Origin of the sequence: Burkholderia sp. MSMB1589WGS (assembly GCF_001636105.1) — a bacterium.
GTDB classification, from domain to species: Bacteria; Pseudomonadota; Gammaproteobacteria; order Burkholderiales; family Burkholderiaceae; genus Burkholderia; species Burkholderia humptydooensis.
In genome coordinates this window covers 113908-137763 of the sequence record NZ_LNJT01000004.1, presented here as the reverse complement: position 1 = coordinate 137763, position 23856 = coordinate 113908, and the positions used below count along the sequence as shown (strand labels likewise).

The window sequence follows — 23856 nt, the reverse complement described above, 5'->3', positions numbered from 1 at the left end:
GAGAGCAGATGGCTAATGTGAACTTCGGCCTGTCCGGCGACGGCGGCGTAGTCACGCAACAGAGCACGTTTGGCGGCGGAGGTTCCACTAGCTTCTCTGGTGGCCCGTCCGGCGCGGGCCAATCCAGCGGTAGCGTTGTATCAGGCGGTAACGCGATTCAGTTCGCCGACACGGTGGCACGGCGCGGTATGCAGAACATCGACACTCTGAACAAGCTGGCGGGCGGGCTGCTCCAGCCGTACATTGAGCGGCAGAAGAAGCTCCAATACGCGGAGGGCATGGCGCAGGCAGCTCAGGGCAAGAGCCTGATCGACATTGAGAACGAGCAGCCTTGGTACACGAGGCTGTACGGCCCGGACGCTACGGTGCAGGGCGCGCAGGCATTCAACGTCGCAGCGGCAATGCAGGACGCGCAGTCGCAGTTCATGCAGGCGATGCCGCAGCTTCGTGAGAAGTCGCCGGACCAAGTGCGTGCGTACATCGTGGACAAGATGAGTCGGGTTCAGAGCACCGGCGACCCCTCGTTCGATGCTCTGGTGCAGCAGGGGTTTGCCGAGCAGCTTCCGAAGATGCTCGACACGCACATGGGGCAGTACATGCAGTTCACGCAGGAGCAAGCGTACAACGGCTTTACGAACCTTGGGACGGTCGGCGGCAAAGCGTTACAGGACACACTCACAGCGAACAACAACCCCCAGCAAGCAGATGTGGACCGCGCTTACGCTGACTTTACGAACCGGCTCATTCGACCCGCGAACATGACCACTGAGGCGTATCACCGCGGGCTCCGCGACATCACGCTCAGCAATGCGCGTAGCGGACACTGGCAGGCGGTGCGCGCTGTTAGGGCGATGCCTGAATACCAGTCCATGCCGACTGACATGAAGGACAATCTCGAAGTACAGATTCCGCGACTGGAGCACGAGTCCTCATTGAAGAACCCGGCAGCGAGGAACCTGTTCACATCGCGAGCTGACCTCCGGTGGAGTCTGCAACATGGCACGACAGGAATGGACTCGTCTCCGGAAGGGCACGCGAAACTTGATGCCGCGATGGACTCGATGGAGGACTCGAACCGGAAGCTAAACGGCGATGCTACCGTGATGTACGACAACGAACAGCGGGCGCAAATGCACAAGATGCTCGACGCGGGGAACGCCAACATTCTGGCGCAGTACCAGAAGGCGCAGTTGAAGCAGTTGAACTACGATCAGTCGATTGAGCTTGTGATGAAGGCTGTTAACGGCTCGTCGCCAGCGGCCCTGACAGGCTTGCCGCTTCCGGATGGTGCGAAGGCGCAAGCTGTAGACACCATGTTCCAACAGGCTACCGGCACGCAGTTCGCTAATCATCCGGACGCACAGGCTAACCTGTTCGATAAGCTGAGCACGGTTGCCTATGATTCGTCGCTCCAATCCCCGATGCTCAAGCAAGTGTTGACCCAGCAAATGAACCTCATGCTGAATGGAGACGCGCCGCTTACCCCGGACATGGCGCAGGCATTGCAGTACGCGGACGCGTTGCGGCGAGGGACCGGCGGCGAAGGGGCAGTGATGGCGTACATGGGCGACTCGATGGGGCCGAAGGTGATTGCGCTGTTGAACAGCGGGTACAAGCTGGATGATCCTTTGCAACTCAAGACAGCCCGGCACCTAATCAGCCGGGGCGCAGGGGCAGGCGCTACGGCGCAGGAGGTACAGGATGCGCAGCGCGCTGTGGCGAGCGCTTCGCCGGGGTGGTTCAAGCGCATGATTCCGCTGTGGGGCGGGGATGGTGAGCTAACACCATACAACCTGACGGACGGCAACAAGCGGCAGCTTGCCGCACATATCGCGCCACTCATCGCGCAGTACAAGAAAGCGTATGCATACGACGACGACACGGCGGCACGTACCGCGCTGTCGCAAGTGGTGGCGAATGCGGACCTTGTGCCCGGCGCAGTTGTCTTGAACAACCGAGCCTTCGGCGCGCGCCCGTTCTACGAGATGGTGAATCGGGAGTTCCCCGGCGCAGTGGGGCGGCAGGGGCAGGAGAACTATCAGGCGGCGTTGAAGTGGGCGATTGAGAAGCAAGCGGGACCGCTGGAGCCGGAGATTACCGGGGATGCTATTGACGTAGGCATGGCGCTGACGCCGTTCAGTTCACGCAGTAAAGCGGCCGCGATGGAGTACCCGTATTGGCAAGTAACGTCCGGTGAGAACCTTGGTAACGGCTTCATGTCCTTGTTCCTGACGAATCGACAAGGGCATCAGCAAATGATTAACATCGACGCGAAGGTGGTTGCTCAACGTATGCGGGATACCTTTGGCAACAAGCCGGAACACGTCGACCCGGACATTGGGCTTTCGAGCAAGAACGCTTGGGGCTGGGCTTACTAGGCGTGCAGCAGCGCGGTAGCAGGCAGGCGACACCCGTGAGGGTGTCGCTTGTCGCACCGTTCACTCGTTTCTGTATCTGTTGGCGCGGGCGTCAGCCGAGCAAGGCGAAGCCGACGCGAGCCGCGCTTGCTATCGGTCGGTACGCTGGATACTCTATCGAACCCGACTGCACGGAACTGGGAACCTGATTCGAACTGGAGAATGAGCAATGCTCGTAAGGAGTACGTGGCGACGGAAGCGCCCGAAATTTGGGCTGACAACCACCTCCGCGATTAGGTGGGCGGCCCTCCGTCGCAATCGGGTGGGTGATGGCTCGGCTTCGCGCAACGGCAAACTGACCTCCAGCGCTATTCAACACAAGGTAGCCGGACTTCCTCGGCTGAGCTGTTCAAGGTTCGTGCGGGCGATCCGGTAGCAGTCTATCCGCGCTTGCCACAAGTCGCCGTAGCTCGTGCGTTAATTGCTCGATGGTCAAGGAGGTTACAGCCGGGTCGGCTGGGCCGTCCAGCCGCCGTGCTACGTCATCAAGCTGTAGATGGGTGTACCGTTCCAGCATCGTCCATGTCTTGTGTCCGGTAATGCGGGCTACTTCTGGCACGGTCAGCCTACGCTCAAAGAATCTCGAGGTCGCCTCGTGTCGCAAGTCGTGGAATCGGAAGTCGTGTATCTTGGCCCGCCGCACGGCACGAATGAATGCGCGTTTGACAGCCTCGGCGGTTACACCCGCGAACACTTGACCCTCCCGGTTGCCGTTCTCGGACGGAGTTGCTGGCACTCGTTCAAGAATCGCCACAGCGCGAGATGATAGCGGGACCCCGCGAGCTGTACCGTTCTTTGTCATCGGAAGGCGGGCATAGCGGCCGGGCAGGCTGATGTGCGTCCAGTCAAGCGAAGCTATTTCGGACTGGCGCATTGCTGTCTCAAGGGCGAACTCAACTACGGGCAGAAGGTACGGCGCTCTAGCATCGGCGCACGCGGCAAGCAGTGCCGGTTCTTCTCCGGGGCGTAGCCGCCGATCTCTTGGGGGAGATTCAGGTGGACGACGTACCTTTGTGAAGGGGTTTTGAACAAGCGGTGCGCTCCATTCCTCTATCCCGATCTTGACGACGTGGGCGAGCAACGTCATGTCCCGCCTGACTGTCGATCCGCTGACGGATTGCAGGCGGCAGTCGCGCCATGTCGCGACGCGCGGGCGGTCGAGGTTGACGATGGGACAGTCGGCTATCTCGTGTTTGAGCAGACCATGCATTCGGATGGTTTCTTGCACGGCTGCCCGTTTAAGTGGGGTGACGGTCGCGAGGTAGAGGCGCATTAGGTCGCCGAGCGTGCGGTACTGGAATTCACACTCTGCGGCGATTCGCTGGCGCTCGGTTTCCATCTTCGACGCGTGGATGCGGCGGTGGATGAATGCCTCTTGCTCGGCAATCCACGTCTCGGCGTCTGTCCTGTCTTGGAATGCGCGGGAGAGCGTCGGGAACCCCTTGACGCGGATTGTTGCTTGAAGGCGTGTGCCGCTGCGGCGGGAGCGTGATTGGATAGTGCCCATGTCTGTTCTCCATTTGAGGTTGCAGGCGTGGGCAGTCATGCTGCTTGTGCTCGGAGCGGCAACTATGCCGACCGAGTATTGCTGTTTCGTGGCAGACCCCGCCGGAGCTGAATTGACCGGCGGCGAGGATTTGGTTACTGTTGCCTCGCCACGAACAAGTGGCAGCGGGTACGGTGTGCCGCCATGCATGCGGCTCGATTTCCCGACGACATTCTGAGAGAACTGCGTGAGTACGTACAATTACCTGAGCCATCAAAATTTGACCCCGGTGGAGCTCTTCTTCTTCGTTGCTGCCGACGAAACTTGCAAGCAAGTCGGCATAGATGATGTGGAGGCCGTCATTCTGATCTTCTCCGGTTTGCCAATTCTCCCGACTAGAGCAAAGCCGCTCGGGGCGACCAAGGGCACATCCGTGGCGTCGGTAATGTCGCGGTCTGTATTCCGGTACGAACTCAAGCGCAAGGTGCTCCCGACAGTTACTCTGCAAAGCATCAAGGGGCTGCGCGTGATCCTCACTCATCGATTAGCGGTATTCGTTGGAAGAACGTTGCCGGGTGTTGGCTGGGTACTACTCGCAAAGGACGCCTTCTACATTGTCCGCAATACCATTTCTAGGTACAACCAGCTTGCAAAGCCAGAAGACAGGGTTCTGTGATGGATGGTTACAGTTGGGAGGAATTGGAGGCGTTCGTTCGTAAAGAGGCGGCCGTATCGAGCAAGCGCGAGATTACTAAGGACACCACCGTATCCGGCGACCTCGGGCAAACCGGCGACGATGCGGATATGTTCATGGAGCGCTTCTTTGAGTTCTTCGGCATTGATCGCGGCGACTACGATTTCAACCGCTACTTCTTGATGGAAGGCGAAGGGCTGCTGTACCACTTCTTGCGCAAGTACATATTGAGGAGGTCCCATACCTTCAATCGCGAGGAACTCACCGTGGGGATGCTGGATAAGGCGCTGGTGCTCGGTAGGTGGGACTCGGAGGCGGTCCGCAAATAGCTGTTGCCTCGCGCTGGCTGGCCGGGAGGCTCGCGGCTTCCCGGCAATCGGCTTAGCCGAGCTTCAGAGCTAAGTCCTCGGCGCGTAGGTGTGTGTATCGCTTCAACATCGCGAGCGTCTTGTGCCCGGTGATGCTGGCGACCTCGACCGTCTGCAATCCCAGCTCGAAGAAGCGACTCGTCGCCTCGTGGCGCAGATCGTGCAGTCGGATACCGACGAGCCATTGAGGATCGGCGGGGCGCTCCAGCACGCGGCATGTGGACTCGTACAGACCACGCGCTCGCTGCACGGCACGGCAGAAAGCCCGCGTCAGGGCGTTCGCCGTCACTGCGAAGGGTGCGGCATGCCCGGCATCCTTGCGGGCCTGTAGAACGGCTGTGGCGACGCTGGACAGCGGCACGGTACGAGGCGTGTCAGTCTTCGTCAGCGGCAGGTGCGCGGTGCGGCGGTCCAGATCGATGTTCTCCCAGCGGAGGGTCGCCAGTTCGCCTCGGCGCATTCCCGTGGCTACGGCGAGCCGGATGAAGTCCCGCAGGTCGGGCGATTCCGTAGCATCGATGATGGCCTGAATTTCGTCGGGATGAAGCCGCCGATCTCGGCCTTGTGGCTTCCGTGGCTTGATGACCTTCGGGATGCCGGAAGGCAGGACGATGCCCCATTCTCGGGTTGCCAGCGTAAGCGCCCGGTTCAGCAGGTTTAGCTCGTGGATGACAGTCTGAGGCGACACCTCCTTGAGCCGGGCATCGCGGTAGCCGACGAGATGGGTCGAGGTGAGGGCGGTCAGCTTGTACGCGCCGAGTTGCTTCATGACCTTCTGAGCCCGGCCCTTGTCGCTGCCGCCGCTGCGTTTTGTCGGGGACACATCACGGGTGTATCGGTCGAGCAGGTCTGCTACGGTGGTCCGGTCGGCTTCGTCCGTGTTGACGAACAGCCCTCGGTCCATCTCCGCTTCGACCATGCGGCCCCATTCAGCGGCATCTGCGCGGGACGCGAATGTGCGAGTGCGGGACGGGAAGCCAGTCTTGCGGACTTGGCATTGCCACTTGCCGTCACGCTTGTTGATAGTTGCCATTGCGAACACCTTTCGGTTTCGCGGTGTGGCGAAATTGTGGCGAAGTGCTGCTCAGTTGGATACAAGCCGCGCCTTGCTGGGCGCGGCGACCCACGAGCAACGGCCTTCTAAGCCGTAGGTCACACGTTCGAATCGTGTAGGGCGGGCCAGTCAAATCAGGCGTTTGCGAGAACGCTCCTCGCGCTCCGATTCTCTCCTCGTTGGCTCATGTTAGCCAAGATGTAACCAAATCGGTCAACGTGCTGTCATTTTCCCGGTGTCGCTAGTTGTGATCGAGCACGGCGCAATCTGGACTTGTCGAGCGTAGTAGCCAGAGCAATCAGTTCTTTCTCCGAAAGCGTATCCGCTACGCCGCATCTTGCCGAACATTTTCGCGTCACCCAACGTTTCGAACCAATATAGGCAATATAGGTTCAAGCGCTCGTTGCGGAATGATTCGTTAAACGATCTCAATGTGGCAAGTGTTTGTCGGCTGTCCCGGTCGGCTGAAGTCCATTTTTTCCTGATCGCGATGCATCTGCATGTTTCTTGGTTTCTCGGTAAGTCCGGTGTTCATTCCGCGAAGCAGAGCCTGGATTTTCTAGAGAGCAGTTTTCAGGATGCATTCGGAGAATTTTCCAGTGTGGGAAATGGCGCCACAGCAGGCGCCACAGCACCATTCTTTATGGCATCACGATAATTCAAAATTATGGAACTATGGAGATAAATATTCAGCCTTCTTGGCGTTCTTCCGTATCTCTAGCCCATTGACTGCGGTCGTCAATGCACTGCGTCAGCACTTTGAGATCCCGGCGTAGAGTGCTCCTTCGGAAGATTCGCACCGGGATGCACGAATGGCTCTTGATTTTTCGGGCCTGTGTCGATAGCGTGCCGTGCATCGTCCGGGAACGCATAGTTCGGCTGTTTCGTTCGCCGCGACATACCAAGTTCGAAGGATGGCATGTCATCCGTTGACGGTGGCAGGAAGCTCTTTCAAGGGAAGCTTCGTTTGGATCATCTCTTCGATCACCGAAAGATGTGTCATCAAGTGTTTGTATGCGTTCGTGATCCCGTGCCGGTGGGTCAGAGCCATATGGAGCGAGCATGAAAATTCACCCGATTCCGCCCCTGCAATGCCTTGTTTTCTTTGATGCTGCTGCTCGGCACGGCAACTTCACGCGTGCAGCCGAGGAACTGAACGTTACGCAAGGTGCGGTCAGCAAGCAGGTTGTAAAGTTGGAGAGTTTTCTTGGCATGCAGTTGTTTGTGCGAGACGCAAAAGCACTTCATTTGACGCGCGCCGGACAGGCCTATGCCGACAGGATTCACGACATGCTCACAAGCTGCGCGGAAGCCACTGCGTTTGTCATGAAGGAGCCCTCGCCACATAGCATTACGATCGCGTGTGCGTCTGGCACGGCCGGCATGTTTTTGACACCCATCATCGCCGATTTCAGCCGAGAGTATCCCAATGTGGCAATTCGAATCTTGGTTCGAGAGGGTGTTTTCAATCTGAACACCGCGGAATTCGACATCGGCGTTTATTACATTCGCGATGTCCCGCCTCCCGGCATGAGCGGGGTCCGTATTATCGAAGAAGAGGTACACGCTTATTGTGCGCCCGGCTACCTGGGGCGCTGGCGCGTATCGCCGCAAGAATTGACGAGTGCGACGTTGCTCGTCGCAGAGGAGCAGCAGCGTCAATGGATGAGCTGGCGCGACTGGTTCCATCTATGCGATAGCGAGATCGCGTACAAGCCATCGCGCACAATAACGGCCAATAGCTATCCCGTATTGCTACAGCTTGCGCTGCGAGGTCATGGTGTCCTCCTCGGATGGAACCAAATGATCACGCCCTTGGTTGAAAGCTCCGATTTGGTGCTTGCATCGGACGCAAGCGCGAGCTTCGGCGGAGCGTACCAGTTGGTTTGGCCCGACGACCGCCGCGATACGGCGGCCGTGGCGCATTTCCGGGAGTGGTTGCTGAAGCGGGTGCCATTGAAGAGATGACCGGGCATTCCAGAAACTCAGCCTCGCCAGAAAAAAATTCAGAGTAAGGAGGCGAGAAAAACTCGTACCATTGGCTGCGCCGTTGATCGTTGCCAAAGGCGCCAGAACATCAAAATCCGAGGGCACAAGAATATGGAAACCGTTGTTGGCTTGCGCGGGGGAAAGCGAGACATCGCCGTACAGGAGAGGACCAAGGCAGTCGTCGCCGTGATCATAGGAAATGGGTTCGAGTGGTTCGATTTTATTTCCTATGGTTTCTTTTCTGTCATCATTGCAAAAATATTCTTTCCGACATCGGACGACAATCTGTCCCTGTTGCTGTCTGTTTCCACGATTGGCGTCGGATTTTTTATGCGGCCAGTGGGCGGTATTGTCTTGGGGGGGATGGCGGATAAAATCGGGCGCCGCGCAACCCTGGTTATGACGATAACGTTGATGACCATCGGTACGGCCTTGATTGCTTTTGCGCCAACTTACAAGGGTGCCGGTATTTTGGCGCCATTGATGATCGTATGCGCACGCCTATTGCAAGGGTTTTCCGCTGGAGGGGAAATGGGCGGTGCTACCGGATTTCTAAGAGATCATGTGCCCGTCGAACGGCTGGGCTATTACACCAGTTGGATTCAGGCGAGCATCGGATTTGCGATTATCCTTGCATCGGTTCTTGCGGTTGTGCTTGTCAAGTATCTGAGCGCTGAGCAAGTCGAGTCATGGGGGTGGCGCATACCATTCTTGATTGGCTTGTGTCTTGGTCCGCTCGGGATCTATATTCGCAACCAGGTGCATGAATCTACGGAGGAGGCTTCTCGTATCCGAGAGCGCACGCCGGTGTTCGAGATCGTGCGTCGGTGGAAGAGTGAAACCTTGATAGGATTTGGTCTTGTGATATTTTGGACCGTTTGCTCATATGTACTGCTCTTCTATATCCCCACGTATGCGACAAAGGTTTTGCATTTGCCGGCATCGACAGGGTTTATCGCTGTTCTCGTCGGGGCGTCGATTGTTCTCTTTGTAACGCCCATTTTTGGTCATCTGTCTGATCGATATGGGCGGCGCCGATTTCTCATGGGGGCGCTCGTCATTGCCGTCGTGGCTGCGTACCCCATGTTCAGACTCCTGAATGTGAGCCCCGGTTTGCATTCGCTGCTGCTGTTCCAGATCATCTTCGGGCTCGTCATTGCGAGCTATGAAGGGCCAATCCTGGCGGCATTGAGCGATACGTTTCCACGTCAAATTGTTTCCACGGGAATTTCAATTTCGTACAATCTCGCTGTCATTACGTTTGGTGGATTTTCGGCGGCGATTCTTACCTGGGCAATTGCGGCGACACAGAACAACCTTGCTCCTGCATTTTACGTGATGGGAACTGCGGCCCTCAGCTTTATCGCGGCGGCCTGTTGGTCTCCGCAAAAAACGTAAGTCGTGCCGGTGTAGTTATTGTCTTGGCGAATCGATTTGATTGCAATTAATTGAAAGCTGATGTGAGATCCATTTTTAGGGAGCTCACATTTTTCCTTGTTTTCCATCTGCGAAAAGATGAGTTGGCCCTCGGTGCAGATGGCTTTGCTGTGTGCTGCCTTGTTAAACTGAAATGCGGTGCCCAGCCTTTTTATTCTGCGTAAGTAAATGTGAAGGTTGATTGTGTTCGAGGACATGGTGTCTTGTTTGAATCTGATGATTTGAGGTGTAAATCTATATAGATGGTATAAAAATGAGCGAACTGAATTCTGAATCCTTTCAAGAGCTCCGGGCCAGATTGAAGTCGATTGCGGAGGAGGCCGAGATTGCGCGAAAAAGGGAAGCAGCGGACGCGATCAAGGCGATACGACAAACCATCCTTCAGTATGGAATTTCCGCAGAGGACATCTTCGGTCGAGCAAAGCCGAATCGAGGACGCGGGAAACTCCTTCGTGGTCCGATCGCCCCAAAATACCGCGACCCGGAAACGGGCGCGACGTGGAGCGGTCGAGGGAGGCCGCCTCAGTGGATCGCGGGCAGGAATCGAGATTCGTTTCTGATCATCGGACAGCGTGAAAGCGGCACGAGATAACCGGGTGCTCGCAAAGGTTCCGACCGGATTCATCCGGATGGCTAGCTGTAACGACTTGCATTTGAAAACGACCATGCTTGAAATCAGCGGCGTTTTCTGCTCGAAATAGCTGCAACTGACGAATCACGCGTGCTTGGATTAACTGCAACTGTGCTTGCATTCCATTTCCGCCTGCTCACATTATCTGCCACTGATGCTTGTCGAGGAGACGGCACTGACTACTTGGATATCCCCTCGAATGCCAGGTCAAACTGGCCGGCCCGTTTGACCTCGTCACCATGCAGATACGTCGATGTCGTCGAGATCGACGCGTGCCGCAGGTTGTCGCGCACCATGATCAGCTCAGCCCCGCGCGCGAGCGCGTGCGCGGCGTGCGCGTATGCCGCATCCAGTGTGGGCTTGTGCGACGTAGCTTGTTCGCCATTGCGAGGATGATCGCCTTGCCGCTGTCGTTCTCCGCGATGATCTCCTTGACCCCATTAGCCGCATCGACTTGCCGGACTTCTTGTCCTTGAAATCCATGCCCTCGATCACGTCCTGAGCCGACTTCTCATTCGATTGCAGCCAGTTGTAACCGATCGCATACACCCGGTATCGGTATTTCAGGAAGTGTTTGAAAGCCTCTGGATCTTTCGTGATCTTCTGCCCCCGGCCTTGCGCTCCGGCATCGGTCGCCCCATAGTCGGCCGGTTCGGTATCCAGCAGGGGCTTGAGCGTACACTTCTTGCCGTCGGGGCCGGTGTCGATCCATTGCCCCTGCATTTCGTTCAGGTGCATCGCTTCGTTCAACTGCTCCTCCAGCCATGCCAGCACCGGTTGATAGCTCGAGCGGTACACCGAGCCCCAGCCACGTCGACGCGCCTCTGCCTCATCGACATACTGGTTTTCCTTGTCACCCTTTTGGAGCTTGCCGGCACGGATCGGGCCGAACAGGGTCACCGCGGCTACGGTCGATCAGGCGGCCGGGTTGCCGATCTGAGTTCCGTCAGTTGCAGCTATTTCGAGCAGAAAACGCCGCTGATTTCAAGCACGGTCGTTTTCGAATGCAAGTCGTTACACGTACGATGCGCCGGCCGCCTGATCGACCGAAGTACGCGGGCAGCCAGGCATCGTCGCATCACCGCGACTTTCGCTTGACCGTCAGCGTTTTCCAGCTCTCGTCATCGAGCAGGCGAGTGAACAGCCGATTCCGCATGGCGCCCGTCAGCGGCGTCAAGCCGAGCAATACGCTGAACGCAATGCCGCTCGCCGCGAAGTAACGCAGCAGCGTGAGTTCGAAATCGGTGGATTCTTTATCCAGTGCCTTCAGCCTGGCGGCATCGGTTCCCTTTCGGTCTTCCAGCAGTTCCGGACTTTCAATGATCGCCGCCAGCACTGCACGCGCGACCGAGTTCGGTTGATTGATGGCCTCACGGAAGATGGCAATCTGCGCAGAAAGGTTCGGTTCAGCCTTCGACACACCCTCGTTCACGAGGTAATCGTGTGCAAACTGTTCGAATTGCTGCTGCTGGAATTCCAGCAACGCTTTGAGCACGCCTTGCTTGGTACGAAACTGATGCAGCAAGCCGCCCTTACTGATGCCGCTTTCGCGCGATAGCGAGTCAAACGTCAATCCACCAACGCCGTCGCGCGTCAGGATGCTGAGTGCGGCGTCGATGGCCTTCTTGCGGGAAATTTCCGAGCGGGTCTGGTTGTCCATTTACGGGGCGTGATGGCGTCGCGCGCTCGCGCGCGGTGACGGGGCAGTAGGGCGGAGCGAGCCCGCAGGCAACGCCCCGGACCGCAAACAACTCATTGTACCTTGTCGATCATTCGTTCAAAAACAAACCGGGTAGACGGTTTACATCTGAGCGAGGCGATGTTACGCTTCGGCCACGTCAAGCCTTTCGACATTTCATCGCTGGCGGCGCCAAGCGCCTTCTCAAGGAATCCGATATGAACAGGACCCGATTCATTTCTTTTCTCGTCTCGAGCGCCGCGGCGCTCACGCTGACGGCGTGCGCCGGCGTGCAGCCCGTTGCGTATTCCGGTCTGTCATCCTCGTCGCAACTGACGCAGAACCGGACCGGCGACGCCGCAAAGGTGCCGTATCGGTACGCAGCACAGGTGGACTGGTCGAAATATCGGCAGGTCATTGTCGACCCAGTCGTTATCTACGCTGGCCAGGACAATCAGTTCGGCGACTTGAATGCCCAGGACAGGGCGACGCTCGCGGACTACATGGGCAAGACGTTCACCGAAAAACTCGCGAAACGCTTCCAGATTGCACCACAGCCGTCGCCTGCGGCGCTGCGCGTCCGGCTCACGCTCACGGGTGCAGAAAAGACGACGGCGGTGGTCGGGCAAGCCATGCATTTCGACATCGCCGGCAACCTTTATAACGGCGTGCAGGCAATCCGGGGTGGCAAGGGGGCGTTCAGCGGCTCGGTCTCCTATGCGGTCGAGGTCTACGACAGCACGAGCGGTCGGCTGCTGATCGCCTATGTGACGAAGCAATATCCAAACGCGATGAATCTGCCCGCTGCATTCGGCTCGCTCAGCGCGGCCCGGACCGGAATCGACAAGGGCGCGGACGCGCTCGTCAGTCAATTGCAATAGGGATGCGCCGCACGCCACGAGGCGACGAGCCGGCGCTCACGCGCCTCGCTGAGCCGACCACTACTGATGTGGAGTATGAACATGCGCGCAATCGCCCATCTCGTTCTTGTCACGCCACCTCCGCTCATGGTTTCAATCGTGTTCCTGGCGGCCTATCTGATCATCGGGATTCCTGCTCATCTGATGCGCGGTGCGATTGCGCGGGACATATTCGGCACGATGGCCGGCGTGTTTGCCGCGCTCTTTTATCTGACGCTGGTGTTGGGCTTTCCGGCGGACATCCAGGACCTGTCCCGATGATCGCGCGCGGCGCTTCGACAGCGGCGTGCGAGCGATGGAAACAGCTCATTCAGAACCGCGACGACAACGTCGTTGCCGCCTTGCAACGAGCGGTTGTGGGGCCACGCATCGCCAGCGGGGCAGCATGACGAATGGCATCCTGCGGTGTCTGAGGCCGTACCTGATTCGTGTTCGTCGGATTGCCAAGAGCGTACGCAACGTCGTCACCGGGACGCTATAGCGGTGGGCGCGCGCTGGCTTCTGGTTGCGTGTTGTGTTCCGCTCGCAGCGCTGCTCGTCGTCCTGCTGACCGAAATGTGGCCCCAGTCGGAGGCTGCGGTCACGGTCCGCTTCGTCAATGCGAAAGGTTTCGAGCCGGGCAAGACAATTGTGCGCTACCGCGGCGTCGAAATTGGCCGACTGACCGCGCTGAACATATCCGCAGACCGGATGAGGGTGCTTGCCGTGCTCCGTCTCGACGGCAACGCAACTCGCTTTACCACGTGTGACGCGAGGTTCTGGATCGTTCGCCCGAGCGTCGACCTGACGGGCGTATCTCGTCTCGATACGGCATTCTCGGGTCCGTACATTGGAGTCGACATAGGGAGCGCGCCCCGGCAATGTCGCGACTTCGACGGACGCGAGGCTCCACCTCCAGCACTGCATGACTCCAACGGTACGCGATTCGCTCTTCATGCCGCGTCAATGGGCTCGTTGAGGGTTGGGTCGCCTGTTTATTTCAAGCAGATGCGAGCTGGGAGCGTGCTCGCCACGTCACTGCCCGCGCAGGGTGGCGGTGTCGACATCAGCGCTTGGATTGCCGAGCCGTTCGACCGCTACGTCACGGCGAACACACGTTGGTGGCATGCGAGCGGCATTGATGCACGGCTCGGTTCCGAAGGCTTCAAGCTGGACGTGTCGTCGCTGCAGGCGCTTTGGTCGGGCGGGATCGGATTCGATAACCCGGACTCATCGGATGAGGGCGGCCGTCGCGTGTCGGATGGCGAGCCGTTCACTTTGTTTGCCAGCCGAGCCGACGCGCTCCGCCGAGCGGGTGACGGACCTGCCGCATCTGTTCTAATGCGGTTCGCAGCGTCATCTCGAGGATTGTTCGTGGGCGCTCCAGTCGACTTCCACGGTGTCGAAATTGGCGAGATCACGGGGATTGCGGTTGCTTTCGATATCGCTCGTCAGCGCTCGGAGACAGTCGTCACGACGAACATATATCCGGCACGACTCGGCCAAGGCTACAGGCGTGCGTTGGGTAACGGCGATAACGCAGCCGGCAGGGGCCTGCTGCGCGACCTGGTCAGGCAGGGGCTGCGCGGTCAGTTGCGTGTCGGAAATCAGTTGACCGAAAAGCGCTACATCGCGCTCGACTTTTTTCCGCACGCCACACCGGTCAATATCGACACCCATCACGCGATGGTCGAACTGCCGACCGTACCGAACATGTTCGATTCATTGCGCAATCAACTCGCTGGTATCGGCGATCGGCTAGGCCATTTTCCGGTTGACGAGGTCGGACATCATTTCGACGCGGCGACGAAATCCGCCGGTTCACTGGGCCGGACATTCGATACCGAGTTGGCGCCGAGCGCACGCTCAGCTCGGATCGCTGCAGAGCGATTGTTTGATGCGGCAGCGGTGGTGCGTCGGACCGGCAAGCAGGAACATGCATCAAGTCTCGACACTGATGCCACTCAACGCGAACGGGACGACGGAGCGAGCATGTCCGGTGACCGGGAATTCCGGAAGACGCCGCCACCGTTGAAGCCGGGAGGCGGTGGACTGGACTAAATCCGGCCGTGGCGGGTTTCTCGTGCCGGCACGCATTGGCGCTGAGGGCGTGGCCCGTAGGAGCAATGCGTGCCGAGCTCGCATGAACGCCAGACTCACGGACAATCTCCGATGATGTAATAGCCGGCCTTCGTCTCCGCCAGCGTATTCGTATAAAACACGTTGTCGAGCCCCATGTTCTGGTTCGATCCGGCCGCATAGGCGATGCCAAACGAATCGTACGCGCGGCCGGCCTGCACGTGCGCATAATTCGTGGCCGTCGTCTCGGTGCAGGCGAAGCTCGATTGCGTCGTCGCCGACACCGGGGACGATTGCGCGCTCTCGCCCGCGCTCGGATCGACCTCGGTGACCGTATAGGAGTAGGTCGTGCCGGCGATCAGGCCGGAATCGGTGTAGGCCGTCGACGTCGACGAGCCCACCTTGTTGCCGTTGCGATAGACGTTGTAGCTGCTCGCGTTGGCGACCGGGTTCCAGGACAGCGACACGCTCGTCTGCGTCGCGCCCGTGACGGTCAGCCCCGCCGGCGGCGTGCCGGGCTGCGCCGACCCGGTGCTCGCGCGCAGGTTGTATCTGACCCAGTAGTCCATCACGAAGGCCGGATAGTTGATGTGCGTCGCGTCCACGTAATTGGTGTTGTCGCCGCCTGCGCCGGCGGGCCACGCGTGGGCCATGCCGGAGACCACGATCTCGTGCGTGCGCACTTTGCCGTTGCTGTCCGTGTAGGGCGTGTTCGTGCCTCCGCCGGAAATGGATACTTTGGACCCCTGCGTAAACGCGCCGCCGTAGACGAGCCGGAAGGCGGCGGTGTCGAGCGGGCCATACGCCTGGGCCACGGTGTAATCCGACGTGCCCCATACGGCGCCTGCGATCTGGGTGGAGAACTTGCCCGCGTTCGAGCCTGCCCACGCCTTGCACTGATTGGCCGCCGTTTGCGCCGTGTAGCCGGCCGGAACGTAGCCGATTTGCAGCGTGGTCGTGCCGGGCGGCGGCCCGGCGTTGATGCCGATGCCGGCGAAGACGTCCGGCGCGATGCAGCCGAGCACCATCGTCATGCCGCCGCCGGAAGACAGGCCCGCCACGTACACCTGGTTTGGATCGATCGCATATTGCGCGTCGCCGACGAAGCGGCTGACGAGATCGAGCAGTACGCCGACGTGGCCGTTCGTGCGATTCGGCGACGTGTTCGCATAGTCCCAGCAATGGTTGCTGTAGACGTTTCCGGTTGCGTTGGGCGCCAGGATGATCGCGCCGTATCGATCGGCGATGCTTTTCCAGTTGAAGCCCGCGCCTTGCGAATTGTCGATGACGTCGCCCGATGCGCTCTGTAGGCAACCGTGCAGAACGAGCACGAGCGCGCGCTCACCGTTGGGCGTCGTCGGCTGGGTCGCGGGCCAATAGAAGTAGCCGGTCAGATTGCCGCCATTGACCGTATCCGCGCCCCACGTTTGCTGGCTGCTCCATGCGCCCGGTCCCGCGGTAACGTCGGCGCGCGCGGGATGAGCCGCGAGCGCGGCCGCGCATAGTGCGATCAGAGCGGTGATTCGTTGCCATGTGCGTCTTGCGTTCCTGGTCATGCTGGCTCTCCTTGAATGGGGAATGTTGTCGATACCCACGGCCGTTTTGCTTCCCAGTCCTGCCTTTTTATGCGGCGTCGTCGTTCATCCGTCGCGTTTCGATTTTTGTCGATGAGGGCAATTGCGCGTTGAGAAATACAGCATGTCGCGCGGTGTCGGTCAATTTAAGGTTTACCTTAGAGACCTATTAAAAAGTCCTGGCGCGTTTGACGCCATTGAGCCGGATGCGCGGCGGCCCCGATCGGAAAATGCGTGACGGATGTCGACGCATCGGACTGCATCAGTATTTTCGCCGGTCTTTTGCCGCGCACGAGAGGCCCGATGTTAGGGCGCGCTCCACCGGAGCCGCCTGTCGCTCCGTTCTTCGCCGATCCCCTTGGCCACTGGATAGATTCGCCGCCGAGTTCATTTTGAGAAATGAATTCGCCAATCATTCAATTCAATCGAATCTTTTGGAATTCGATTGGTTCTAGAGGTTGTCAAATGAATTGATCTCGTGAAAATGGCGATGAATGAAACGCTGTGGGGCGACCATGTGGCGCTTTTCGTTTCGGATGCCTGGAAGTGCGCGTCCGAATGGATCGTGCGTTACGGATTGGCCGCGGCGGGCGAAGAGGGCGCGGGGCGCTTGATTCGGATCGCACGCGACGAGAGTCCGACAGTAAGGGCTGAGGGTTTACGATAGATTCGAAAACGAAACGAGCGAACAACAATTAATATCATATCGAATATTCGTGTTCGAATGCGAACGTATCCCGCCAAAGCCCCATCGAAGCGGATCCCCGAAATTTGATCCGAGCCACTTCACCCGCACGAGAATACTCATGGATTCCTCTCCCGTCCTCGAGGGCGCCGAGCCGTTCCTGTTCGACGGCAACGCCACTGGCATCCTGATTTCCCACGGCTATACCGGCTCGACGCAGAGCGTCCGGTACGTCGGCGAGCAGCTTCATCGCCGCGGCGGCTACACGGTGCTCGGCCTGCGGCTCGCGGGGCACGGAATCAGCCCGGAAGCGATGGACCGGACGTCGGCGATAGACTGGGTGGAAAGCACCGACCAGGCACTCGACGCGTTGCGACAGAAATGCGAGCGCATCGTGATGATGGGCTTGTCGATGGGCGCAACGTACGATTCGGGCAGCCGCGCATCGGGCTCGCGAGTCGCGAGATCGACGGCGACGAGTATCGCGGTGCTCGACGCGGCGGCCTGCGCGAGCGCCCCGCAATCGGCGCGCGACGACGAGCCTTCGGGCTTCGGCCGCTTGAGCCACGTATCGATCGGGTGATTGCCTTCGCGCAGCGCGGCGTCGAGCGCGGCGCGATCCGCGCCCGCGGCCGCGGCCGACAACTGCCGCGCCGCGAGCCGCTTGCACGCGAGCGTGCGCGGCGACGGCGCGATCAGCAGGTGAACGACCACCGCGATGCCGATCGGAATCGCGACCATCAGCCACGCGTAGAGCAGCCCGCGCGTCCCCGCTTCGCCGAGCGGAATCAGGCCGAGCTGGTCGAGCATCGATTCGTCCTCCATTCGCGCAGTGGGATCGGGTCAAAACCGGGACCCAATCCCAACGATCGGGCACGACCTGGTTCCAAGAGGCATCCGAGAAACTGAAGAAGTTGGCCGAGTTTTACACGCAGATGGACGAAATGAGCAAGCAGGCCAAGCCTTGCGGACGCCGCACCGTGCATGAACTCATTCGAGCGCGCGCGTTCAACGGGCATTTGCGCCAGCCGGTAAACGACTAGCTTCGAATTCCACTCGCGCAACACCGAAGCCAACCCCGTTCGCCGCGCCTCAAACGGCCCGGAAGCGCCGCCGCCGTGAATGCGTAAAATGACCGCCACGCACACAGGCCCCCAAGCATCTCCCATGCCGCTTCCCACCGTCCCCACAGCGCCGTTTTGCCCGGCAGAAGTCAAAGGCAGCATCACGATCGACGCCAACGTCTCCCGTTTCACCAGACTGCGCCGCTTCGCCGGCCCGGGCCTGCTCGTCGCGATCGGTTACATGGACCCCGGCAACTGGGCGACCGACATTCAGGCCGGCTCGCAGTTCGGCTACGCGCTGCTGTGGGTCGTCGCGTTCTCGAGCCTCGCGGCGATCTTCCTGCAGATGCTCGCCGCGCGGCTCGGGCTCGCCGCCGGCCGCGATCTCGCGCAGGCGAGCTACGAGCGCTACGGGCCATTCGGCCGGGTCGTTCAGTGGATCACGGCCGAAGTGTCGATCATCGCGTGCGACATCGCCGAGGTGCTCGGCTGCGCGCTCGCGTTCAAGCTGCTGCTCGGCGTGCCGCTCGCGTGGGGCATCGTTTTCACCGCGCTCGACACGATGATCGTCCTCGGCCTGCAAGGCAAGGGATTCCGGCAGGTCGAGGCGATCGTGCTCGGGCTGATCGGCACGATCGTGTTCTGCTTCGTCGCGCAGGTCGCGATGGCGCCGCCCGATTGGCGGGCCGTGCTGCATGGCCTCGCGCCCGGCGTGCCGGGTCACGATCGCAAGGATGCGATCGTGCTCGCGCTCGGCATCGTCGGCGCGACCATCATGCCGCACAACCTGTATCTGCACTCGTCGGTCGTGCAGACGCGGCGCGTCGTCGGCGGCACGAAAGACGCAATCGAGGAAACGCTCGCGATGGTTCGCATCGACACGTGGATCTCGCTCGTCGTTGCGATGCTCGTCAACGCAGCGATCCTCGTGCTCGCCGGCGCGGCATTCCATGCGACCGGCCGGACGGGCGTCGTCGACATCGAGCAGGCCTACACGCTGATCACGCCGGTCGTCGGCGGCGCGGCCGCGTGGCTGTTCGGCATCGCGCTGCTTGCGTCGGGCCAGAGCTCGACGCTGACGGGCACGATCGCCGGCCAGGTCATCATGGACGGCTTCCTGCACATGAAGATCCCGTGTTATCAGCGTCGGCTGATCACGCGCGGGCTCGCGCTCGTGCCCGCGCTCGTCGGCGTGTTGTGGCTCGGCGACGGCGCAGTCGGGCAGTTGCTCGTCTGGAGCCAGGTGCTGTTGAGCCTGCAATTGCCGTTCGCGATGTGGCCGCTGATCCGTTCGGCCGGCGACCGATCGGTCATGCGCGATTACGCGATCGGGCGCGGCGCGAAAATCATCGCATGGACGCTCTTCGTCCTGATCGGCGGAACGAATCTGTTGCTCGTGACGGGTTTCGTCGGTTGACGCGAATCGCATTGTCGTGAGCCGATGAGCCTCGGTGTTTTGGACGAACGAGCGCGGACGTTTCGCAGGCCCGCCATCCATTGAGCGCGTCGCATCGAGCCGGTCTTCCGGCCGCGGGCTGAATTCTTGCGCGTCCGGCGCATGCCGTGAGGCGATAGGCGTGGGCTATGACAGGCAGAGTCAATCGATAGTTGCCGTGCGCGCTGTATCCGCGTGTAATGAGCGACGTGATTGTGCGACGCGCATTCCGGTGAAGTCACCGTTGAAGAAGCGGTGCGCCCGCAGGAAGCGGGCGCGGCGACTGAGGTGATCGCGGTGTCGATGGGCGTTGTGCAGGCTCGGGAAACGCTTCGCACGGCGCTCGCGATCCAGCATCTGACGGGGATGAAGAACTCGAAGGCGATTGTCGCGATCAAAAGAATCCGGACGCGCCGATCTTCGGCGTGGCCGATTCCGGTCTTGTCGGCGATCGGTTCACGCTCGCACCGGAACTCGTGAACGAGCTCGGCTGACTCATTGCATGAGCCGGCCGGACCTCGCCGATATTGTCGACACCCGAAGCAGGAGACCCACATGCCGATCGACACCGCGATTTCCCCGCAGTCCTATCTGTTCGTTCCGGGCAGCCGGCCCGAGCGGTTCGAGCGCGCGCTGTCGAGCGGCGCCGACGCGGTGATCGTCGATCTCGAGGACGCGGTCGAGCCGGCGGCGAAGGACGCCGCGCGCGAAACCGTCGCCGCATGGGTGTCCCGCAGCCGGCCGGTGCTCGTGCGGATCAACGGCCGCGATACCCCGTGGTTCGAGCGCGATGCGAAGCTCGCCGCGCTCGACGGCGTCGCGGGCATCGTGATCCCCAAAGCCGAAGGCCCGGACGATGTCGCGGCCGTGGTCGCGCACGCGCGGAGCGAACTGCCGGTCTATCCGCTCGTCGAGACCGCGCGCGGCATGTGGGCGGCGCTGGATATCGCGAAAGCGCCGTGCGTGCAGCGGTTGATGTTCGGCACGCTCGATTTCATCGCCGAAATGGGGATGGACGATGATCGCGATCCGCTGCATCCGCATCGCGCGCAACTGGCGCTCGTTTCGCGCGTTGCCGGGCTCGATGCGCCCGTCGACGGCGTGACGCCCGATGTTCACGACGCCGATCGGTTGACGGCCGATGCGCTGAACGGCAAGCGGCACGGCTTCGGCGCGAAGCTTTGCATTCATCCGGCGCAGGTCGGAATCGTGCATGCGTGCTACGGTCCAAGCGAGCGCGAACTCGATTGGGCGGCGCGCGTCGTCGACGCGGCGTCGCGTGCCGAAGCGGGGGCGATCGCGGTCGACGGGAAGATGGTCGATCGCCCGGTCGTGCTGCGTGCGCAGCGGCTGCTCGCGCGAGCCGCGCGCCGCCGCGGCGGGGCGCAGGCGTGACGGCGGGCACGCTGCGCGGATGCGGCGCAACGAACACGACCATCGCGCGGTTCGGGGCGGGTGTCGTTCGCGTTCCCGCAAGATTCGAACACGCTGATAATCGACGCGAACACGACAGATCAACGAAGGCGATGCCAGAGAATATTGTCGCCCGCGTCATCGCGTTGGCCTGACGACGATCATCGCGTCGAGAAAACGAATCGCTTGCGCCGGGGTATCGTGCGTGCGCCTTGCCGGCGCGGACAGCTTCGGCGCGCAGATGCCCGACAAGCTGCCGCGCATATGAAATGCCGCCACGTGTCTTGCGCTCACGTCCGCGCCGCGCGTCAAGGCGCGGCCGTTCGCACGGCATCCCGATCGCCGTCCCCGGCCGTCGGCGAGATGTCCTCGAGCGCATGCCGGCTCGTCTCGATTCGCAGTATCCCGATGCCGATGCACAGCGCGGCGAAGACCGCGCTGACCATCGCGATCACGCCGCCCACGCCGACATGCCGATAGAGCGCGAGCGCGAGATACGGCGTCGCGATCGACGCCGCGCGTCCCGTCATGCCGGCGAAGCCCGTGCCGCGCAGCCGCACTTCGGTCGGAAACAGCTCGGGAATGAAGCCGAACAGACCGAGTGTCGTGATCGTGTAGATGCTCGTCACGAGGCAGAAGCCGACGACGATGATCGCCGCGGCGTCGCGCAGCGAAACATAGATCCAGCCGAGCACGATGCTGACGACGGCCGCGTATGCGATGCCCTTCGCGCGGCCGATCCTGTCGGCGATCAGATAGCCGCACGCGCCGCCGACGGGCGAGCCGATCGACATCAGCAGCACGAAGCCGAGCGATTTCACGACCGACAGCCCCTCCGACACGAAGAACGTCGGCAGCCACGCGATGAACCCGTACAGGCCGATGTTGACGGCGATCGCGGTCATCGCGGCGACGATCGTGCGGCCGCGCATGCCGGCCTTGAAGAGCGCGCCGAGCGGCGTCGAGCCGACGTTCAGATCGACGACGCGCGCAACGGGCGGCAGCTCGCCTGCTTGCGCGGCGACTTCGCGCTCGATGTCGCGCAGCGTCTTTTCCGCTTCGTCGAGCCGCCCGACGGATTCGAGCCAGCGCGGCGATTCGGGCATCCGGTGCCGCAGAAACCAGACGACGAGCGCGCCGAGCCCCGCGATCGCGAACATGTATCGCCAGCCGAGATTCGGAATGACCCAGTAGCCGACGGCGAGCGCGAAGAACAGGCCGCTGTTGATGATGATCGCGAGCAGCGACACCCATTTGCCGCGCGTCGCGGGCGGCACGAATTCCGCGAGTGTGCCGGCCGCGACGACGAGCTCGGCGCCGAGCCCGAGCCCCATCGCGAAACGCAGGCCGATCAGCCAGCGGATGTCGGGCGCGAAGCACGCGGCGAGCGACGCGAGTCCGAACACCACGAGATTGAGCTGATACGAATAGCGGCGGCCGAGCCTGTCGCCGACGTAGCCCGCGAGCGCCGCGCCGATCATCATGCCGACGAAGGTCGCCGACACGAACGTCGCGCCGCTGCGCAGATCGGCGAAGCCCGTCTTCACCATCGCGGCGACGGCGCCGTTCGCGAGATAGAGATCGAATGCGTCGAGGAACGCGCCGGCCGCAATGAGTCCGAGGATCTTCCAGTGGAAACGTGAAACGGGCAGGCGGTCGAGTCGACCGGCCGCGTTGACGATCGGGGTCATGCGTGTCTCCTGATATGAACGATGCGTGCCGGCCTTGCTTCGAGGGGAAGGTCCGGTCATGTCTCGCGCCGCTAGACGGCGCCTTCGTCGCGCAAGCGTGCGATGCGGCCATCGTCGTAGCCGAGCTCGCGCAGGATCGCGTCCGTGTGCTGGCCGAGCGCCGGCACGGGCGCCATCGCGGGTTCGTCCCGCGCGGCGACGCCGGGCGGGTAGAGCGCGGGCACGGGGCCCGCCGGCGTATCGACGTGCGTCCAGCGATGCCGGGCCTTCAACTGGCCGTGTTGCCACACGTGATGCATGTCGTTGACCCGCGCATTCGCGATGCCGGCTTCGTCGAGGCGCGCGATCACTTCGTCGGCGCTCAGCGTCGAAAACGCCGTGCGGATGATGTGCGCGAGCGCATCGCGATGGCTCGAGCGCAGGCTGTTCGTGCGGAAGCGATCGTCGGCGGCGAGCTCGGGCAGCCGCACGACGGTGTCGCAAAAGCGCTGCCACTCGCGTTCGTTCTGCAGGCCGAGCATCACGGTCTTGCCGTCGCCCGCCGGAAACGGGCCGTACGGATAGATCGTCGCGTGCGATGCGCCGGTGCGCGGCGGCGGCGTCTGGCCGTCGATCGCGTAGTAGAGCGGATAGCCCATCCATTCGATCATGCTCTCGAGCATCGACAGATCGATGTGTCGTCCGCGTCCCGTGCGTTCACGCTCGAACAGCGCGGCGAGGATGTTCGAGTACGCATACATGCCGGCCGCGATGTCCGCGATCGAGCAGCCGGCTTTCGCGGGCGCGTCGTCCGAGCCGGTGATGCTCAGGAAGCCCGATTCGCTCTGGATCAAGAGGTCGTATGCCTTCTTGTCGCGATACGGGCCGTCGAGTCCGTATCCGGAGATGTCGCAAACGATCAGCGCGGGATAGCGTTCGCGCAGCGCGTCGTAGCCAAAGCCCAGTCGCTGCATCGCGCCCGGCGCGAGGTTCTGCACGAGCACGTCCGCGCTCGCGAGCAAGCCGTGGACGATGCCGACCGCCTCCGGCCGCTTGACGTCGAGCGTCATGCTTTCCTTCGAGCGGTTCGCCCACACGAAATGCGACGCGAGGCCGCAGACGCGTTCGTCGTACTGCCGCGCGAAATCGCCCACGCCGGGGCGTTCGATCTTGATCACGCGCGCGCCGAGATCGGCGAGCTGGCGCGTGCAGAAAGGCGCGGCGATCGCGTGCTCGAACGCGACGACAGTGATGCCGGTGAGCGGGCGCATGGCGGTCCTTCG

General features: G+C 61.2%; 17 protein-coding genes and 6 pseudogenes. 14 read left to right on the top strand and 9 right to left on the bottom strand.

The features are described from left to right. Window positions 1-8 precede the first annotated feature (8 nt). Complete coding sequence (locus WT16_RS02090; RefSeq protein WP_063532608.1) at window positions 9-2378, top strand: hypothetical protein; 2370 nt, start codon at window positions 9-11, stop codon at window positions 2376-2378. 388 nt (window positions 2379-2766) lie between these two features. Here the strand turns inward: WT16_RS02090 and WT16_RS29935 are convergent, their stop codons facing one another. Next, window positions 2767-3924: a site-specific integrase gene (locus WT16_RS29935; RefSeq protein WP_082874668.1), complete on the bottom strand. Its 1158-nt coding sequence runs from the start codon at window positions 3922-3924 to the stop codon at window positions 2767-2769. 226 nt (window positions 3925-4150) lie between these two features. Here WT16_RS29935 and WT16_RS02085 point away from each other — a divergent pair, with 226 nt between their 5' ends. Beyond that, window positions 4151-4579, top strand: coding sequence for an STM2901 family protein (locus tag WT16_RS02085; RefSeq protein ID WP_063532607.1), 429 nt, complete (start codon window positions 4151-4153; stop codon window positions 4577-4579). Further along, complete coding sequence (locus WT16_RS02080; RefSeq protein ID WP_063532606.1) at window positions 4579-4926, top strand: DUF1493 family protein; 348 nt, start codon at window positions 4579-4581, stop codon at window positions 4924-4926. Before WT16_RS02085 ends, WT16_RS02080 begins: the two co-directional genes overlap by 1 nt. Window positions 4927-4978: 52 nt before the next feature. Here WT16_RS02080 and WT16_RS02075 read toward each other — a convergent pair whose 3' ends face one another. After that, on the bottom strand, window positions 4979-5998 hold the full coding sequence (locus WT16_RS02075; protein ID WP_063532605.1) for a site-specific integrase: 1020 nt from the start codon (window positions 5996-5998) through the stop codon (window positions 4979-4981). Window positions 5999-7081: 1083 nt separating this feature from the next. On the opposite strand from WT16_RS02075, the gene WT16_RS02065 reads away from it, so the two are divergent. The 3 genes from WT16_RS02065 to WT16_RS29930 all read left to right on the top strand — a co-directional run bounded on the left by WT16_RS02065 (window position 7082) and on the right by WT16_RS29930 (window position 10037). After that, window positions 7082-7987: a LysR substrate-binding domain-containing protein gene (locus WT16_RS02065; RefSeq protein ID WP_063532604.1), complete on the top strand. Its 906-nt coding sequence runs from the start codon at window positions 7082-7084 to the stop codon at window positions 7985-7987. Window positions 7988-8119: 132 nt separating this feature from the next. Then, window positions 8120-9406, top strand: coding sequence for an MFS transporter (locus tag WT16_RS02060; protein WP_063532603.1), 1287 nt, complete (start codon window positions 8120-8122; stop codon window positions 9404-9406). Window positions 9407-9698: 292 nt separating this feature from the next. Further along, the gene (locus tag WT16_RS29930; RefSeq protein WP_082743519.1) at window positions 9699-10037 is read left to right on the top strand and encodes an H-NS histone family protein; all 339 of its coding nucleotides are present in this window, start codon (window positions 9699-9701) and stop codon (window positions 10035-10037) included. 218 nt (window positions 10038-10255) lie between these two features. On the opposite strand, the pseudogene WT16_RS29925 reads toward WT16_RS29930, so the two are convergent. The 3 genes and pseudogenes from WT16_RS29925 to WT16_RS02050 form a co-directional block, all read right to left on the bottom strand. Further along, window positions 10256-10452, bottom strand: a pseudogene (locus WT16_RS29925) (site-specific integrase); the annotation flags it as partial. Between the two features lie 12 nt (window positions 10453-10464). Further along, window positions 10465-10988, bottom strand: a pseudogene (locus WT16_RS34270) (alpha/beta hydrolase); the annotation flags it as partial. A gap of 166 nt (window positions 10989-11154) precedes the next feature. Next, the gene (locus WT16_RS02050) at window positions 11155-11736 is read right to left on the bottom strand and encodes a TetR/AcrR family transcriptional regulator (RefSeq protein ID WP_063532602.1); all 582 of its coding nucleotides are present in this window, start codon (window positions 11734-11736) and stop codon (window positions 11155-11157) included. A gap of 236 nt (window positions 11737-11972) precedes the next feature. On the opposite strand from WT16_RS02050, the gene WT16_RS02045 reads away from it, so the two are divergent. The 3 genes from WT16_RS02045 (at window position 11973) to WT16_RS02035 (ending at window position 14714) form a co-directional block, all read left to right on the top strand. After that, window positions 11973-12635, top strand: a complete 663-nt coding sequence (locus tag WT16_RS02045) for a DUF3313 domain-containing protein (RefSeq protein ID WP_006026412.1) — start codon at window positions 11973-11975, stop codon at window positions 12633-12635. A gap of 81 nt (window positions 12636-12716) precedes the next feature. Next, window positions 12717-12935, top strand: coding sequence for a hypothetical protein (locus WT16_RS02040; protein WP_015600098.1), 219 nt, complete (start codon window positions 12717-12719; stop codon window positions 12933-12935). A 222-nt stretch (window positions 12936-13157) separates the two neighbouring features. Further along, window positions 13158-14714 carry an MlaD family protein gene (locus WT16_RS02035; RefSeq protein WP_231892022.1) on the top strand — a complete coding sequence of 519 codons (1557 nt, stop codon included), beginning with the start codon at window positions 13158-13160 and terminating at the stop codon, window positions 14712-14714. Between the two features lie 95 nt (window positions 14715-14809). Here the strand turns inward: WT16_RS02035 and WT16_RS02030 are convergent, their stop codons facing one another. After that, window positions 14810-16288 (bottom strand): PHB depolymerase family esterase, encoded by a 1479-nt coding sequence (locus WT16_RS02030; RefSeq protein ID WP_063532601.1) that lies wholly within the window; start codon window positions 16286-16288, stop codon window positions 14810-14812. An 824-nt stretch (window positions 16289-17112) separates the two neighbouring features. On the opposite strand from WT16_RS02030, the pseudogene WT16_RS34735 reads away from it, so the two are divergent. Continuing rightward, window positions 17113-17430, top strand: a pseudogene (locus WT16_RS34735) (alpha/beta fold hydrolase); the annotation flags it as partial. Here WT16_RS34735 and WT16_RS34730 read toward each other — a convergent pair. Then, window positions 17403-17798 (bottom strand): annotated as a pseudogene (locus WT16_RS34730) (FUSC family protein); the annotation flags it as partial. The pseudogenes WT16_RS34735 and WT16_RS34730 sit on opposite strands and share 28 nt — an antisense overlap. A gap of 360 nt (window positions 17799-18158) precedes the next feature. Here WT16_RS34730 and WT16_RS02015 point away from each other — a divergent pair. The 4 genes and pseudogenes from WT16_RS02015 (at window position 18159) to WT16_RS02005 (ending at window position 20885) form a co-directional block, all read left to right on the top strand. Then, window positions 18159-19472 carry an Nramp family divalent metal transporter gene (locus WT16_RS02015; protein WP_015600234.1) on the top strand — a complete coding sequence of 438 codons (1314 nt, stop codon included), beginning with the start codon at window positions 18159-18161 and terminating at the stop codon, window positions 19470-19472. A gap of 252 nt (window positions 19473-19724) precedes the next feature. Beyond that, window positions 19725-19841 (top strand): annotated as a pseudogene (locus WT16_RS34725) (electron transfer flavoprotein subunit beta); the annotation flags it as partial. After that, a pseudogene (locus WT16_RS34720) lies at window positions 19830-19984 on the top strand (electron transfer flavoprotein subunit alpha/FixB family protein); the annotation flags it as partial. The pseudogenes WT16_RS34725 and WT16_RS34720, both read left to right, overlap by 12 nt. A 61-nt stretch (window positions 19985-20045) precedes the next feature. Next, entirely contained in the window at window positions 20046-20885 is an 840-nt protein-coding gene (locus WT16_RS02005) for a CoA ester lyase (protein WP_063532598.1), read from the top strand. A 326-nt stretch (window positions 20886-21211) separates the two neighbouring features. On the opposite strand, the gene WT16_RS02000 is transcribed toward WT16_RS02005, so the two are convergent. Further along, window positions 21212-22594 (bottom strand): MFS transporter, encoded by a 1383-nt coding sequence (locus WT16_RS02000; RefSeq protein WP_015601775.1) that lies wholly within the window; start codon window positions 22592-22594, stop codon window positions 21212-21214. 71 nt (window positions 22595-22665) lie between these two features. After that, window positions 22666-23844, bottom strand: coding sequence for a CaiB/BaiF CoA-transferase family protein (locus tag WT16_RS01995; RefSeq protein ID WP_063532597.1), 1179 nt, complete (start codon window positions 23842-23844; stop codon window positions 22666-22668). Between the last annotated feature and the right edge of the window lie 12 nt (window positions 23845-23856).